The 15,534-nt window shown below is 71.0% G+C and carries 16 protein-coding genes; 9 read left to right on the forward strand and 7 right to left on the reverse strand.

What is annotated here, in order from left to right:
- The first annotated feature begins 155 nt into the window (after positions 1 to 155).
- Entirely contained in the window at positions 156 to 2,699 is a 2,544-nt protein-coding gene (locus tag AB5J87_RS27190; protein WP_369380152.1) for an FHA domain-containing protein, read from the forward strand.
- A 73-nt stretch (positions 2,700 to 2,772) separates the two neighbouring features.
- Here AB5J87_RS27190 and AB5J87_RS27195 read toward each other — a convergent pair whose 3' ends face one another.
- The 3 genes from AB5J87_RS27195 to AB5J87_RS27205 form a co-directional block, all read right to left on the reverse strand.
- Entirely contained in the window at positions 2,773 to 3,438 is a 666-nt protein-coding gene (locus tag AB5J87_RS27195) for a transglycosylase SLT domain-containing protein (protein ID WP_369380153.1), read from the reverse strand.
- Positions 3,439 to 3,721: 283 nt separating this feature from the next.
- On the reverse strand, positions 3,722 to 4,756 hold the full coding sequence (locus AB5J87_RS27200) for an S-adenosylmethionine:tRNA ribosyltransferase-isomerase (RefSeq protein WP_369383686.1): 1,035 nt from the start codon (positions 4,754 to 4,756) through the stop codon (positions 3,722 to 3,724).
- A 62-nt stretch (positions 4,757 to 4,818) separates the two neighbouring features.
- Positions 4,819 to 5,517 carry an SDR family NAD(P)-dependent oxidoreductase gene (locus tag AB5J87_RS27205; RefSeq protein WP_369380155.1) on the reverse strand — a complete coding sequence of 233 codons (699 nt, stop codon included), beginning with the start codon at positions 5,515 to 5,517 and terminating at the stop codon, positions 4,819 to 4,821.
- A gap of 216 nt (positions 5,518 to 5,733) precedes the next feature.
- Here AB5J87_RS27205 and AB5J87_RS27210 point away from each other — a divergent pair, with 216 nt between their 5' ends.
- The 3 genes from AB5J87_RS27210 to AB5J87_RS27220 all read left to right on the forward strand — a co-directional run bounded on the left by AB5J87_RS27210 (position 5,734) and on the right by AB5J87_RS27220 (position 8,034).
- On the forward strand, positions 5,734 to 6,879 hold the full coding sequence (locus AB5J87_RS27210; RefSeq protein WP_369380158.1) for a GAF domain-containing sensor histidine kinase: 1,146 nt from the start codon (positions 5,734 to 5,736) through the stop codon (positions 6,877 to 6,879).
- Positions 6,872 to 7,513 carry a response regulator gene (locus tag AB5J87_RS27215; protein ID WP_369380160.1) on the forward strand — a complete coding sequence of 214 codons (642 nt, stop codon included), beginning with the start codon at positions 6,872 to 6,874 and terminating at the stop codon, positions 7,511 to 7,513. The genes AB5J87_RS27210 and AB5J87_RS27215 overlap by 8 nt, the downstream gene beginning before the upstream one ends.
- Before the next feature lie 275 nt (positions 7,514 to 7,788).
- Entirely contained in the window at positions 7,789 to 8,034 is a 246-nt protein-coding gene (locus AB5J87_RS27220) for a chaplin (protein WP_369380161.1), read from the forward strand.
- Positions 8,035 to 8,092: 58 nt separating this feature from the next.
- Here the strand turns inward: AB5J87_RS27220 and AB5J87_RS27225 are convergent, their stop codons facing one another.
- Positions 8,093 to 8,881, reverse strand: a complete 789-nt coding sequence (locus AB5J87_RS27225; protein WP_369380163.1) for a hypothetical protein — start codon at positions 8,879 to 8,881, stop codon at positions 8,093 to 8,095.
- Positions 8,882 to 9,020: 139 nt separating this feature from the next.
- On the opposite strand from AB5J87_RS27225, the gene AB5J87_RS27230 reads away from it, so the two are divergent.
- From AB5J87_RS27230 to AB5J87_RS27245, 4 genes are all read left to right on the forward strand, one after another.
- Positions 9,021 to 9,812, forward strand: coding sequence for an ABC transporter ATP-binding protein (locus AB5J87_RS27230; protein ID WP_369380165.1), 792 nt, complete (start codon positions 9,021 to 9,023; stop codon positions 9,810 to 9,812).
- 59 nt (positions 9,813 to 9,871) lie between these two features.
- Positions 9,872 to 10,294, forward strand: coding sequence for an NfeD family protein (locus tag AB5J87_RS27235; RefSeq protein WP_369380167.1), 423 nt, complete (start codon positions 9,872 to 9,874; stop codon positions 10,292 to 10,294).
- Positions 10,295 to 10,372: 78 nt separating this feature from the next.
- Positions 10,373 to 11,302: an SPFH domain-containing protein gene (locus tag AB5J87_RS27240; protein WP_369380169.1), complete on the forward strand. Its 930-nt coding sequence runs from the start codon at positions 10,373 to 10,375 to the stop codon at positions 11,300 to 11,302.
- Positions 11,303 to 11,483: 181 nt separating this feature from the next.
- Positions 11,484 to 12,257 (forward strand): sulfite exporter TauE/SafE family protein, encoded by a 774-nt coding sequence (locus AB5J87_RS27245; protein ID WP_369380170.1) that lies wholly within the window; start codon positions 11,484 to 11,486, stop codon positions 12,255 to 12,257.
- A gap of 160 nt (positions 12,258 to 12,417) precedes the next feature.
- On the opposite strand, the gene AB5J87_RS27250 is transcribed toward AB5J87_RS27245, so the two are convergent.
- The 3 genes from AB5J87_RS27250 to AB5J87_RS27260 form a co-directional block, all read right to left on the reverse strand.
- Positions 12,418 to 12,924, reverse strand: a complete 507-nt coding sequence (locus tag AB5J87_RS27250; protein ID WP_369380171.1) for an HNH endonuclease — start codon at positions 12,922 to 12,924, stop codon at positions 12,418 to 12,420.
- Between the two features lie 157 nt (positions 12,925 to 13,081).
- On the reverse strand, positions 13,082 to 13,618 hold the full coding sequence (locus AB5J87_RS27255) for a YbhB/YbcL family Raf kinase inhibitor-like protein (RefSeq protein WP_369380174.1): 537 nt from the start codon (positions 13,616 to 13,618) through the stop codon (positions 13,082 to 13,084).
- A 43-nt stretch (positions 13,619 to 13,661) separates the two neighbouring features.
- Positions 13,662 to 14,444, reverse strand: a complete 783-nt coding sequence (locus tag AB5J87_RS27260; protein ID WP_369380175.1) for a sporulation protein — start codon at positions 14,442 to 14,444, stop codon at positions 13,662 to 13,664.
- An 85-nt stretch (positions 14,445 to 14,529) separates the two neighbouring features.
- On the opposite strand from AB5J87_RS27260, the gene AB5J87_RS27265 reads away from it, so the two are divergent.
- On the forward strand, positions 14,530 to 15,171 hold the full coding sequence (locus tag AB5J87_RS27265; protein ID WP_369380178.1) for a DNA-3-methyladenine glycosylase: 642 nt from the start codon (positions 14,530 to 14,532) through the stop codon (positions 15,169 to 15,171).
- Positions 15,172 to 15,534 lie beyond the last annotated feature (363 nt).

The following is a 15,534-nucleotide window of genomic DNA, read 5'->3' on the forward strand; positions in this document are numbered from 1 at the left end:
GCGCGCGTGCACGGCTGTTGCCGGACTGCAACAGGTCTGTGCACGTTATTCACAAGGGCCGGGTTTCGGATACGAGCCCGGGCCTGAAATAGTTCCCCACGATGTTCGCCATCCCTAGACTCCCTGCAACAGGGGGATTGCTCGGGGGACAACAAGTGGGGCATGGAGTGCCGGAACTCGTACTGGAATTGAATGGCAGGACCTGGACGCTGGACGTGTCCCGGTCGTACACCCTGGGGCGCGATCCCCAGGGCGACCTGGTGATTGACGACGCCAGGGTCTCGTGGCGGCACGCCACGATCAGCTGGGGCGGCCGGAGTTGGGTCATCGAGGACCACGGCAGCACCAACGGCACCTATGTGCAGGGCCAGCGGATCCACCAGATGGAAATCGGCCCCGGCTCCGCGGTGAACCTGGGCAACGCGACGGACGGCCCGCGGCTGAATCTCACCGCTGCCGCCGCTGCCGCCCCGGCCGGCGCCGGCGCGTACGCGCAGCCCGCCGCCGCCCAGCAGGCGCCGCAGCAGGCCCCGCCGCAGCAGCCCCAGGCGGGCGGCTGGGCGCCGCAGCAGCCGCAGGCTCCCCAGCAGGTGCCCCCGCAGCAGGCATGGCAGCAGGCCCCGCAGGCGCAGGCCCCGGTGCCGCACCAGCAGGGCCCCGGCCAGGGCGCGGGCCCGCCGGCCCACGGCGACCGCAGCCCCACCACGTTCCACCAGGTCGCGCTCGGCCGGGTGATGCGCATCGGCCGTGCGCTGGAGAACGAGCTGGTCGTCTCCGACCTCCAGGTCTCGCGCCACCACGCCGAGTTCCACGCCACGCCCGACGGCCGCATGGAGATCCGCGACCTCGGGTCCCACAACGGCACCTACGTCAACGGCATGCCGCTGGCCAAGGGCGGCAGCGCGCTGCTCGGCCCCAGCGACATCGTCGGCGTCGGCCACTCGACGTTCCGCATCGTCGGCGACCGCCTGGAAGAGTTCGTCGACACCGGTGACGTCTCCTTCTCGGCCCGCCACCTCACGGTGACGGTCGACGGCGGCAAGCAGATCCTCAAGGACGTCTCCTTCGGCGTCCCCGAGAAGTCGCTGATCGCCGTCATCGGCCCCTCCGGCTCCGGCAAGTCCACCCTGCTCAAGGCGCTGACCGGCTACCGGCCCGCCAACCAGGGCGATGTCCTCTACGACAACCGGAACCTGTACAAGCAGTTCGCCGAGCTGCGCCAGCGCATCGGTCTGGTCCCGCAGGACGACATCCTGCACAAGGAGCTGACCGTCAAGAAGGCGCTGAAGTACGCGGCCAAGCTGCGCTTCCCCGCCGACACCAGCGAGGCCGAGCGCCAGCAGCGGATCGACGAGGTCCTCGGCGAGCTCAAGCTGGACATCCACAAGGAGAAGAAGGTCACCTCCCTCTCCGGCGGCCAGCGCAAGCGCGTCTCGGTCGCCCTGGAGCTGCTGACCAAGCCGTCGCTGATCTTCCTGGACGAGCCGACCTCCGGCCTCGACCCGGGCATGGACCGCGATGTGATGCAGCTGCTGCGCGGGCTCGCCGACGACGGCCGCACGGTCCTCGTCGTCACCCACTCGGTGGCCGAGCTGGCGATCTGCGACAAGCTCCTGGTGATGGCGCCGGGCGGCTCGGTGGCGTACTTCGGCCCGCCCGAGGAGGCGCTCAACTTCTTCGGCTACGGCACCTGGGCCGATGTCTTCTCCGCCTTCGAGAACTACCGCGACTACGACTGGGCGGGCCGCTGGAAGGGCTCGCAGCACTACCAGATGTACGCCGCGGACATCGACGCGGTGGCCGCCCAGTCGGTGCAGATGCCGTCCCCGCACCAGATGCGCCCGCCCAAGCCGCAGGGCTGGGGCTCGCAGCTGTGGACGCTGATGCGCCGCTACAGCTCGGTGATCGCCTCCGACAAGGGCTTCCTGGGCCTGATGGTGATACTGCCCGCCGTCCTCGGCGCGGTCAGTGTGGTCATCCCGGCGAAGTTCGGCCTGGCGCCGCCGACGGCGCCGAGCAAGTTCAACAGCGACGCGGGCACGATCATGCTGATCCTCGCGGTCGGCATGTGCTTCTCGGGCGCGGCCAACTCCGTACGAGAACTGATCAAGGAACGGGTCATCTACGAACGGGAACGGGCCACCGGCCTCTCCCGCTCGGCCTATCTGATGTCCAAGGTCATCGTCCTCGGCGTGATCACCGCGATCCAGGGCGTCATCATCTGCGGCATCGGCTTCTCCACCCGGGACCTCCCCAAGGAGGGCCTGATCATGCCGCCGGCCGTCGAGATCTGCCTGGTGGTCATCGCCCTCGGCTTCACCTCGATGATGTTCGGCCTGGTCATCTCCTCGCTGGTGAAGACCGCCGAGAAGACCATGCCGCTGCTGGTCATGTTCGCGATCGTGCAGGTCGTCTTCACCGGCATCCTCTTCAAGGTCTACGGCTCGATCGGCCTTGAGCAGTTCGCCTGGCTGATGCCCTCGCGCTGGGCCATCGCGGGCGCCGGCTCCACGCTGGACCTCGCCCATCTGATGCCGCCGTGGGACCAGAACAAGCCCACCGACCTGGACCCGCTGTGGGACCACTCGGCGAGCCAGTGGGGCATCAACATCACCGTGCTGATCGCGCTCGGCGTGATCTGCGGCTTCGCGGTCGCGCGCCTGCTGCGCCGCCACGAGCCGGAGGTCATGCGCAAGTAGCGCGGACCCCCACGTACGCCGAAGGGCGGCGCCCCGCGAGGGGTGCCGCCCTTTCGTGTGCGTCCGGCGTCCGTCAGTAGGCGCCGTTGACGTTGTCGATCGAGCCGTACGTCTTGGCCGCGTAGTTCGCCGCGGCGGTGATGTTGGCGACCGGGTCGTAGATGTTGGTCGACGTGCCGGGCACGTGGAACGCGTTGAAGGTCGGCTGGATGACCTGGAGGAGGCCGATCGACGGGGTGCCGTTGATGGCGTTGATGTCCCAGCCGTTGATCGCGTTCGGGTTGCCGGTCGACTCGCGCATGATGTTGCGGTACAGACCGTTGTACGAACCCGGGATGCCCTTGGACTTCATGATGTCCAGGGACTGGCGGATCCAGCCGTCCAGGTTGTTGGCGTAGACCGGCTTGCGGGCGGCGGCGCGGCTCGCGGCGGCGTCGGCCTCGCGCTTCTTCGCCTCGGCCTCGGCCTTGGCCTTCGCGTCGGCCTCGGCCTGCGCCTTGGCCTGCTTGACGGCGCTGGCCTGCTGCTTGGTGATGCTGGCCTGGACCGACTTCGCGTTGGCGCCCGCGGCGGTCACGGAGAAGGCGGCGGGCTCGGCGGCCACGGCGGTACCCGACTCACCGTTTCCCGGCAGGACCGAGAAGGCGAGGGCGGCGGCACCGAGAGCGGCGACGCCGGCAATCGAGATCTTGTGCGTCTTGTTCAGACGACTGTGACCAGGGTTGCTGGACTCGGGCATGGCTGTTGGACCTCTTCCGAATGGCGGGGACGGCACACGAAAGCGCCGCGGCGGTGAGCCGCAGCGCTGTGCGACGGGAGCCATTCTTAGCGGCCGCAAAATCTCGTGGCAAAGGTGTGACGTACGAACCGGCATAGTGGATCAGGGGCCGGGAAAACCCGCCATTCGCCCCTGCCCACCCCGCTCACAGCGTCTTTATGCCTCCACTACGCTGCTTCGTAAGTGATGTGCGTCCTATGCCCGGGCTCACATCGAGCACGTAACAGTCTCACCATGAGTTGCATCAGCAATTCAATGCGTGACGGTTCTCGTCCGGAAGTATGAGGTGGACGTCGCCGAACTCGTGCCAGAGGTAGAGCCCGGCCAGCGCCTCGGAGTACGCGACCGCCAGCGCGGCCCGCCCCGCGATCGCCTCCAGCATCAGCAGGTGCGACGCCTCCGGCTCGTGCAGCCCGGTCAGCAGCCCGTCCACCACCCGCACCCCGCGCTCGGGCGTGACCACCAGATCCGTCCACCCGGCCGCGGGCCGCACCACCGAGTCCTCCCCGGCCGCCGACTCCAGCGCCCGCACCGCCGTCGTCCCCACCGCCACGATCCGCCCGCCACCCGCCCGCGCCGCGTTCACCAGCCGCGCCGTGGCCCGCGGCACCTCGAACCGCTCCGGGTACGGCGGCTCGTGCGCCTCCGCCGACGCCACCCCCGTGTGCAGGGTGATCGGCGCGAACTGCACCCCGCGCCGCACCAGCTCCGCGACCAGCTCCACCGTGAAGGGCCGCGCGGCGCTCGGCATCTCCGCCGAGCCCGACCCGTCCGCCGCCGCGAGCGCGAACACCGTCTGATAGGCGGAGAGCGGCTGATCGCGCTCGGTGTACGCGTACCGGATCGGCCGCCCGTACCGGCCCAGCAGCCCCGGCACGTCCGGGACGTCCGCGCGCGCCCACCACAGCCGGTCCCCGTCCGCGCTCAGCGGCTCCTCCAGGACCAGCAGCCCCCCGCCCGGCAGCGCCAGCCGCGTCCACGCGCGCGTACCGGTACGCCGCCGGGTGCTCCCCGACGGCTCCGGGGTGCGCGGCTCCACCGCCCAGCGGCCGTCCGGGCCCGGCGTGGAGAAGTGCACCACGACCCGCTCACCGCCCTCGGCGGTCGCGTCCACGGCGGCCGGCAGCGTCGCCGACGTGTTCACCACCAGCACGTCACCGGCCCGCAGCTGCCCCGCCAGCTCCCGGAACGCGCGGTGCGACACCCGGGCGCCCCGCGACACCAGCAGCCGCACGTCGTCCCGCCCCGAGCCGCGCACCTCCGCGGGCACCGACGCCATCAGCTCCTCCGGCACCCGGACCGAGAGCCCGGCCCGCGTCCCCACCGCCGCGCCGGGCCCCTTCACCGGGCCTCCCGCACCAGGGCGGGCGCCGCGTACCGCCCGCTCGCCGGGCGCCGGTCCAGCAGCCGCAGGAAACCGGGCACCACCGTCTCCGGCTCGGGCCGCGCGTCCTCGTCCCCCGGCACCGCCGCCCGGTACAGATCGGTGCGCATGTCGCCCGGGTCCACCGCCCACACCCGCAGCCCCGGCTCCTCCACCGCCAGCACGGCCGCCAGGTGGTCGAGCGCCGCCTTCGACGCCCCGTATCCGCCCCACGTCGCATACGCCTCCGCGGCGGCGTCCGAACTCACCGCCACCACCGCCCCCGCCTCCGCGCGCCGCAGCAGCGCCAGCGACTCCTGCACGAGCCCGAGCGCCGCCACCGCGTTGGTCTCCAGCGCCGCCCGGAACCCCTCCAGCGGCTGCTCCGCCAGCGGCACCAGCGGCTCGGCGCCCAGCGCGCTCGCGTTGTGCACCAGCAGGTCCAGCCCGCCGAGCCCCTCCGCCGCCGCTACCAGCGCCCGGCGGTGCGCCGCGTCCGTCACGTCACCGGCGAGCGGCACGACCCGGCCGCCGTGCCCGTCCAGCCCGTCGGCCGTCTCCTTCAGTACGGACGCGGTCCGCGCGTCCAGTACGAGGTCCCAGCCCCGCCCGGCCAGCGCCCGGGCCAGCGCCCGCCCCAGCCCCTTCGAAGCCCCCGTGATGATCGCCACCGGCATGTCGTCCGTCCCCTCGGAGTCCGTACTGATCCGCCGCCGCCCACGCCCACCAGGAGCCCGGTCCGCCGACAGCCCCAGCGTCACTCCCCGCCCGCCCCGTCCGCCTCAGCCGCCCGGCCCGGCCGCGCAAGGCACTTCGACCTAGTCCCCGGGGCCCATACCGCCGCCGTCCACAGGCGGATACGCACCGTCACACCCCGCGGGTACCGTGATCCCATGAGTCACCGACCGAGCTCCGGCCTCGCCGCCGTCAGCACCGCGCTCCTCGCGATGAGCAGGCATCTTGAGGTGCGCGACGTCCTCAAGACCATCGTCGCGTCGGCCCGCGAGCTGCTGGACGCGGAGTACTCGGCGCTCGGCGTCCCCGACGACCACGGCGGCTTCGCCCAGTTCGTGGTCGACGGCGTCAGCGACGAGCAGTGGAAGGCGATCGGACCGCTGCCGCGCCAGCACGGCATCCTCGCCGCGATGCTCCACGAGGAGAAGGCCGAGCGCCTCGCCGACGTGCGCAAGGACCCCCGCTTCGGCGGCTGGCCGTCCGCGCACCCCGACATGTCCGACTTCCTCGGCGTCCCCATCCGCGACGGCGACGAGACCCTGGGCACCCTCTTCCTCGCCAACAAGCGCTGCCCCAAGCCGGAGGGCGGCTGCGGCTTCACCGAGGAGGACGCCGAACTGCTGGGCATCCTCGCCCAGCACGCGGCGATCGCCCTCACCAACGCCCGCCTCTACGAGCGCAGCCGCGAGCTCACCATCACCGAGGAGCGCACCCGCCTCGCCCACGAGCTGCACGACGCGGTCAGCCAGAAGCTGTTCTCCCTGCGGCTCACCGCCCAGGCCGCCGCCGCCCTGGTCGACCGCGACCCGGCGCGCGCCAAGGGCGAGCTCCAGCAGGTCGCCGTGCTCGCTGCCGAGGCCGCCGACGAACTGCGCGCCGCCGTCGTCGAGCTGCGCCCGGCCGCCCTGGAGGAGGACGGCCTGGTCAACACCCTGCGCACCCAGGTCCAGGTCCTGGACCGCGCCCACACCGCCGCCGTCACCTTCGAGAACCGGGGGGTGCGCGCGCTGCCGCCCGCCCAGGAGGAGGCGCTGCTGCGGGTCGCCCAGGAAGCCCTGCACAACGCCCTGCGCCACTCGGACGCCGAGCACGTCTCGGTCGTCCTCGTCCGGCGCGACCACGGCGCCGTCCTGCGGATCGTCGACGACGGCCGCGGATTCGAACCCCGCGCGGTCCGCCGGGCCGGCCGCCACCTCGGGCTGGTGTCGATGCGGCACCGGGCGGGCGGCGTCGGAGGCCGGCTCACCGTGAAATCGGCACCCGGCGAGGGCGCCACGATCGAAATGGAGGTGCCAGGTGGCTGACAGCATCAAAGTCCTCCTGGTCGACGACCACCAAGTGGTGCGCCGCGGCCTGCGGACGTTCCTGGAGGTCCAGGACGACATAGAAGTGGTCGGCGAGGCCGCCGACGGCGCCGAGGGCGTGGCCCGCGCCGAGGAGCTGAAGCCCGATGTCGTTCTGATGGACGTGAAGATGCCGGGCATGGACGGCATCGAGGCCCTGCGCAAGCTGCGGGCGCTGGCCAACCCGGCGAAGGTGCTGATCGTCACCAGCTTCACCGAGCAGCGCACGGTGGTGCCCGCGCTGCGCGCGGGAGCCGCGGGTTACGTCTACAAGGACGTGGACCCGGAGGCGCTGGCCGGGGCGATCCGCTCGGTGCACGCGGGGCACGTCCTGCTCCAGCCGGAGGTCGCCGGCGCGCTGCTCTCCGAGGACGACACGGGCACGGGCCAGGGCCGGGGCACCTCGCTGACCGAGCGGGAGCGCGAGGTGCTCGGGCTGATCGCGGACGGCCGCTCCAACCGGGAGATCGCCCGCGCGCTGGTCCTGTCGGAGAAGACGGTCAAGACCCACGTCTCCAACATCCTGATGAAGCTGGACCTCGCGGACCGCACCCAGGCCGCTCTCTGGGCGGTCCGCCACGGCCTGACGGACTGACGGGGGCGGGTACCAACGGGACAGGCCCGGACCCGTACGGCCGGACCCGTACGACTCGTACGAGAACGCGCACACGACCTCGCGCGAGACCTCGCACAAGCTCGTACGCGAAGCTCGTACAAGAGGAGGAGCCGTAAATATGGATCGTCGCCCTCCGGTGCGAGATTCATACCGTCGGGTGGATGTCACCCATGCGGCGCATCCCCGGCGACCGGCGGGCGTTCTCCATGGCGTGCCGCGGCGGACCGCCGCGGCGAGACCAGGAGGAACCTGAAGTGAAGAACGTGAAGAAGGCCGCCGCCGTCGCCATGGTCGCCGGAGGGATCGTCGCCGCGGGCGCCGGTGCCGCGTCCGCCCACGGCGGTGCCGAGGCCAACGGCAAGGCCGAGCACTCCCCGGGCGTCATCTCCGGCAACCTGGTCCAGGCCCCGATCCACATCCCGGTCAACGCCACCGGCAACTCGGTCAACGTGATCGGCGTCCTGAACCCGGCCTTCGGCAACGAGTCGTCCAACTTCTGACGACTGCTGGTGGGGTGCGGGGGCCTCGGCCCCCCGCCCAAACCGTCCCCCGGGGCCGCTACCCCCGCTCCCGCTCCTCCACGTACGCGTTGTAGGCCGCCACCCGCGCCCGCCGCGCCACCCGCTCCACCGGGCGCAGCGCCCCGGCCCGGGCCGCCAGCTCCGACGCGCTGACCGCCCCGCCGACGCCCTCGGCCGCCTGCGCCACATCGACGAGCAGCGCCACCCGGCGGGCCAGCTCCAGCACCCGTACCGCCCGCGGCGGATAGCCCGGTGCCAGGACCTCCTCGTCCCCGCCCTCGGCCCGCGCCCGGTACGCGTCGATCGCGGCCTCCGCCGCCGGACCCGAACCGGCGACGTCGAGCCGGGTCAGGACCACGGTCGCCTCCCGCAGCGCCTCCGCCAGCTCCCGCTCCGCCTCGCCGAGCGACGGCACATCGGCCGGCGGCGCCTCCCGTACCGCCAGGCAGTGCCACAGCACCTCGCGGCGCACATCGCCGGCGGGCCCCGCCTCGCGCACCTCCGGCACCAGCCCGTGCGGCGCGCCGAACGCGACGACCGCCTCCTCGGCCTCCAGCGCCCGCGCGTTGAACTCCGGCGGCCCGCTGAGCCCCAGCGGATGCCCCGGCGCGGGCAGCGCGACCCGGAAGCCGGTCACCCCGAGCCCGCGCAGCCGCCCGAGCGCCAGCGTGAGCCCCACCGGCTCCGCCTCGCCCGGCAGCCCCGCCACCCGGTGCACCGCGTCGTCCCCGACGATCGCCGAAGCGGCGTCGTCCGGTGAAACTTTCCCGGCCAACAGGGCATTTCCCCATGCGGCCAGCCGACCTGAACGTGGTTCCGAGAACATGGACCCAGCCTAGGTACTGGCCCTCACGCCAGGTCCACTCCCTCAGTGGCGTAGGTTTTCCCTGGGAGATTTCCCCGGGACCCTGCCCACAGGCAACAGCCCGGACCTCAAGACGATTGCATGGGGAGACAACGCGCTCATGAGCGATGTACTGGAGCTGGTGGACGTATCCGTGGTCCGCGACGGACGCGCTCTGGTGGACGACGTCTCCTGGTCGGTCAAGGAAGGCGAGCGCTGGGTGATCCTCGGCCCCAACGGAGCCGGCAAGACCACCCTCCTCAACATCGCCTCCAGCTACCTCTTCCCGACCACCGGCACGGCGAAGATCCTCGGCGACCGACTCGGCAAGGTCGACGTCTTCGAGCTGCGCCCGCGCATCGGCATGGCCGGCGTCGCCATGGCCGACAAGCTCCCCAAGCGCCAGACCGTGCTCCAGACGGTCCTCACCGCCGCGTACGGCATGACCGCCACCTGGCAGGAGCAGTACGACGCCGTCGACGAGGAGCGCGCCCGCGCCTTCCTCGACCGCCTCGGCATGACCGAGTACCTCGACCGGAAGTTCGGCACCCTCTCCGAGGGCGAGCGCAAGCGCACCCTGATCGCCCGCGCCATGATGACCGACCCCGAACTGCTGCTCCTCGACGAGCCGGCCGCCGGGCTCGACCTCGGCGGGCGCGAGGACCTGGTCCGCCGCCTCGGCCGCCTCGCCCGCGACCCGTACGCCCCCTCGATGGTCATGGTCACGCACCACGTCGAGGAGATCGCCCCCGGCTTCACCCACGTCCTCATGATCCGCCAGGGCAAGGTGCTCGCCGCCGGCCCCATGGAGACCGAGCTCACCTCCCGCAACCTCTCCCTCTGCTTCGGGCTCCCGCTCGTCGTCGAGCACCGCGGCGACCGGTACTCCGCGACCGGCCTGCCCCTCGGCTGACCCCGGGCGCTCCCCGCGCGCACTGTCCGCAAGGGGGTGCCCGGACCTACCATGACCTCGTGGACGCATGGGTTGGGTGGCTGATCGCGGCGGCAGGGCTCGGCATTCCCCTGGTGCTCACCGCCATGCCCGAATTCGGCATGCTGGCGGTCGGCGCGGTCGCCGCGGCCGTGGCAGCCGGGCTCGGGCTCGGCACCGTGGCGCAAGTGCTCGTCTTCGTGGTGGTCTCGGTCGCCCTCATCGCCGTGGTCCGGCCCATCGCGGCCCGGCACAGCGCCGAACGGCCCCGCCTGGCCACCGGCATCGACGCGCTGAAGGGCCGTCAGGCCGTCGTGCTGGAACGGGTCGACGGCAGCGGCGGACGCATCAAACTGGCGGGCGAGGTCTGGTCGGCCCGCACCCTCGACGGCGGCCAGTCCTTCGAACCGGGACAGCAGGTCGATGTGGTCGAGATCGACGGAGCGACTGCCATCGTCATGTGAACCATGCCAGGATCATCGGGCCGGTAGCCGCACAGCTTCCGGGCTCTTCCTAGAGGCAAGAAAGGCACGGGGAACGCGATGTCAGCGATCATCATCGTCCTGATCATCCTGGTGGTGCTGGTCTTCATCGCCCTGATCAAGACCATCCAGGTGATCCCGCAGGCCAGCGCGGCCATCGTGGAGCGCTTCGGCCGTTATACGAGGACGCTCAACGCGGGCCTGAACATCGTGGTCCCGTTCATCGACTCGATCCGCAACCGCATCGACCTCCGCGAGCAGGTCGTGCCGTTCCCGCCGCAGCCGGTGATCACCCAGGACAACCTGGTCGTCAACATCGACACCGTCATCTACTACCAGGTGACCGACGCCCGGGCCGCCACCTACGAGGTCGCCAGCTACATCCAGGCGATCGAGCAGCTCACCGTCACCACGCTCCGCAACATCATCGGCGGCATGGACCTGGAGCGGACCCTGACCTCCCGCGAGGAGATCAACGCGGCCCTGCGCGGCGTCCTCGACGAGGCCACCGGCAAGTGGGGCATCCGCGTCAACCGCGTCGAGCTCAAGGCGATCGAGCCGCCCACCTCCATCCAGGACTCGATGGAGAAGCAGATGCGCGCCGACCGTGACAAGCGCGCCGCGATCCTCCAGGCCGAGGGTGTCCGCCAGTCCGAGATCCTGCGCGCCGAGGGCGAGAAGCAGTCCGCGATCCTGCGCGCCGAGGGCGAGGCGAAGGCCGCCGCGCTGCGCGCCGAGGGCGAGGCCCAGGCGATCCGTACGGTCTTCGAGTCCATCCACGCGGGCGACCCCGACCAGAAGCTCCTCTCGTACCAGTACCTCCAGATGCTCCCGAAGATCGCCGAGGGCGACGCCAACAAGCTCTGGATCGTGCCCAGCGAGATCGGCGACGCGCTCAAGGGCCTGTCCGGCGCGTTCGGCAACCTCGGCGCCGGAGTGCCCGGCTTCAACACGGGCGCCGAGCGCCGCGAAGAACCGCCGGTCGACTGAGACGGGACGCCAGCCGGGAGAGCCCGACCAGACGGGCCGACCGGCAGACGGCGACCGAGGAGGGCCGACCGCGAGACAGGTCGGCCCAGAAAGGTTGACTGCGTCCTACAACATCCGTGCATGATCAGTGCGGCCCCTCGACCTCCATGGCGGGGAGGCGTCTCACTGAATGTGTAAGGAGATGGCTTTGTCCATCTGGGAAGCACTCGCGGTCTTCGCGGCCGGCGTCGGCGCCGGCACCATCAACACGATCGTCGGCTCCGGCACCCTGATCACCTTCCCCGTGCTGCTGGCCACCGGTCTCTCACCGATCACCGCGAACGTGTCCAACGCGCTCGGCCTGGTCCCCGGCTCCATCAGCGGAGCCATCGGCTACCGCAAGGAGCTGAAGGGACAGACCCGCCGGGTGCTCCGCCTCGGCACCGCCGCCCTCGGCGGCGGCCTGGTCGGCGCGATCCTGCTGCTCGCCCTGCCGTCCAAGGCGTTCGACGCGATCGTCCCCGTACTCATCGGGCTCGCGCTGCTGCTCGTCCTGCTCCAGCCGCGCATCGCCGCCGCCGTCCGGCGCCGCCGCGAGGCCACCGGCTCCGAGGGCCACCCCGACGGCGGCGTCCTGCTCCTCGTCGGCCTCTTCCTCGCCAGCATGTACGGGGGCTACTTCGGCGCGGCCCAGGGCGTCCTCTACCTCTCGCTGATGGGGCTGCTGCTCCACGAGAGCCTCCAGCGGATCAACGCGGTGAAGAACATCCTCGGCGCCGTCGTCAACGGCATCGCGGCCGTCTTCTTCCTCTTCGTCGCCGACTTCGACTGGACCGCGGTCCTGCTCATCGCGGTCGGCTCCACCATCGGCGGCCAGATCGGCGCCAAGGTCGGCCGCCGCCTCAAGCCCACGGTGCTACGAGGAGTGATCATCGCGGTCGGAGCGGTGGCGATCGTGCAACTGCTCCTGCGCTGAGGCGGAACCAAGAAGGCCCGCCGCGAACGCGGCGGGCCTTTCGGGGGCGCGGAGAACGCGGCGGGCTCTTCCAGGGCGCGGGAACACGGCGGGTTTTCAGGGGCGCGGGAAACCGCGCGACCAGCGCGGGACGACCCGCACCCCAACGACCGTACGAGAACTACGCGGCCCCCCGAGCCAGCCACTCGGGCAGCGCGGACCGGTCCCCGGCCGCCATGGCCAGCAGCATCGCGTCGGCCGGCGAGGGCACGAACGGCTCGCGCAGCAGCGGCATCCCCGCCTCCTCCGGCGTCCGGTCCGCCTTGCGGTGGTTGTCCTCCGCGCAGGACGCCACAGTGTTCAGCCAGCTGTCCCGGCCGCCCTGGGCCCGCGGCACCACATGGTCCACCGTCGTCGCGCGCCGCCCGCAGTACGCGCACCGGTGCTGGTCCCTCACCAGCACCCCCCGTCTCGACCACGGTGCCTGTCTTCGGAAGGGCACCCGTACGTAACGGCAGAGCCTGATCACCCTCGGGACCGGTATGTCCACCGCGGCGGCACGCATCCGCAGCTCGGGATGCTCCTGCTCCACGACGGCCTTGTCCTGGAGGACCAGCACCACCGCACGATTGAGCGTGACCGTCGAGAGCGGCTCGAAGCTCGCGTTCAGTACCAGTGTGTCCCGCATCCTGCCCACCTCCGCCTTGTGCCGGCCCACCCCCTGGCGGGCTTGGATCAACTCTGGCCGGGCTCGCCACGACGGACAACGCATTAAAAATGCCCTGCTCTGATCTCTCCAAGACCAGAGCAGGGCAAACAATGAAGGAACGATCAGCTACCCGGAGTCAGTTGTTCGAGGGACCCGTGTACGTGCCGATCACATGGGCGCGCGCCAGAGTGTGGAAACGCAGATGGAATCCGACGACGGCCGGCGAGGCGTCCGCGTCCGGCCCCAGCTTCGCCGAATCCACCGCGTACACCGTGAAGACATAGCGGTGCGTCTCCCCGGCGGGCGGGGCCGCGCCGCCGAAGTCCTTCGACCCGTAGTCATTGCGGACCTGCACCGCGCCCGGGGGCAGCCCCTCGAACTTCCCGCTGCCCGCACCCACCGGCAGCTCGGTCACCGACGCCGGGATGTCGAACAGCACCCAGTGCCAGAACCCGCTGCCCGTCGGCGCGTCCGGGTCGAAGCAGGTGACCGCGAAGCTCCCGGTCTCCGGCGGGAACCCCTCCCAGCGCAGCTGCGGGGAGGTGTTGCCCTCCGCGTGCACCTGGGCGTCGCGCAGCGGCGCGCCGTCCTGGACGTCGTCGCTCACCACGGTGAACGAGGGCACCTCGGGGTGGAAGTCATGGGGAAGCGGCGGCCTCTTGAGCTCGCTCACTGGGGCACCTCCTGATCGATGGGGGATGGGACGGGGAACGACGTCAGAACCAGTTGCGGCGCCCGCCGACCTCGGCGAGCCATTGGTGCAGATAGGCAGCCCAGTCCGTACCCCGATAATCCTCCAGACCCACCTGGAACGAGCGGTAGGAGTCGCTGCCCTCACTGAACAGACCCGGCTTCTTGTCCATCTCCAGGACCACGTCCATCGCGCGGTCGTCCGCGACGAACGTCAGCTCCACCTGGTTCAGCCCCCGGTACTCCGACGGCGCGTGGAACTCGATCTCCTGGTAGAACGGCAGCCGCTGGCGCGTCCCCCGGATGTGACCGCGCTCCATGTCCGCGCTCTTGAAGCGGAAGCCCAGCTTGATGAAGGCGTCGAGGATCGCCTGCTGCGCGGGCAGCGGATGCACATGGATCGGGTCGAGGTCGCCCGAGTCCACGGCGCGCGCGATCGCCAGCTCCGTCGTCACCCCGATGTTCATCCCGCGCAGCTGCTGCCCGTCGATCGCCGTCACCGGCGTCTCCCACGGGATCTCCAGACCGAACGGCACCACGTGCACCGCCCCGGCCTTCACCTCGAAGGCGCCGCCGAGCCGCAGCTTGGTGAACTCGATGTCCTGCTTCGTCTCGTGCTCACCGCCCTCCACCTCGACCCGCGCCTGCAGGCCGACCGAGAGCCCCTCGATCTGCTGGTCCACGGATCCGCCCTGAATCCGCACCTCGCCCTGGACGACCCCGCCCGGGACCACATTGGCCTCGGTCAGCTCCGTCTCCACCGAAGCGCCACCGGCTCCCAGGCTCGCGAGCAGACGCTTGAACCCCATGCTGTTCCCTCCATAGATCCTGCCCCCACTAAACGCACCACCACGGCGCACGGTTCCGGATTCCCACCCGCTACGCTCGTACGCCATGATCGCGGGCCCCGAACGTACGCCACTTCCACGCGGATTCTTCGACCGCCCCGTCCTGGAGGTAGCCCCCGACCTCCTCGGGCGCACCCTCGTACGCACCACCCCCGAGGGGCCGATCGAGCTGCGCCTGACCGAGGTGGAGGCGTACGACGGCGCGAACGACCCCGGGTCGCACGCGTTCCGGGGCCGCACCGCCCGCAACGGCGTGATGTTCGGCCCGCCCGGCCACGCGTACGTGTACTTCACGTACGGGATGTGGCACTGCCTGAACATGGTGTGCGGCCCCGAGGGCCGGGCCGCCGGAGTCCTGCTGCGGGCCGGAGAGATCCAGGTGGGCGCGGAGCTCGCGCGTAAACGTCGAATTTCGGCCCGAAACGACAAGGAACTGGCCAAAGGCCCGGCACGCCTGGCCACGGCCCTGGACGTCGACCGCGCCCTGGACGGTACGGACGTGTGCACCGGCCCCGACGCCCCCCTGTCCGTACTGACGGGCACACCGCCACCCCGCGACCTGGTACGCAGTGGACCCCGCACCGGAGTGGGCGGCGAAGGGGCGCCGCATCCCTGGCGGTTCTGGATCTCTGACGACCCGACAGTCAGCCCCTACCGGGCCCATCAGCCGCGCCGCCGCACAACTTGACTCGGCCTGTCCGGACGCCTAACGTAGCCCGAGCCGCTTGAGACGGGCCCTGCTGTTCAGCATCCCGAAGTGGCCACCCACTACCTACGACTGACCCTCTCGGGGTCCTTCTTTCGGCATGCCGGAATTCGGATCTCCTGGCTCGATTATGAGCCGCCGGGGAAATCAGCTAAAGTAGTGACCACGCCGAAAGGGAAACGCGAAAGCGAAAACCTGGAAAGCAAATCCCGCCGACCGGGAATCGGACACGAAAGAGTCTGATAGAGTCGGAAACGAAGGAAGCGCCCGGAGGGCCCGGAAACGGGAACAAAGGAAGCGTCCGTACCTTGAGAACTCAACAGCGTGCCAAAAGTCAACGCCAGA

The organism is Streptomyces sp. cg36 (assembly GCF_041080675.1).
Taxonomy (GTDB): domain Bacteria; phylum Actinomycetota; class Actinomycetes; order Streptomycetales; family Streptomycetaceae; genus Streptomyces.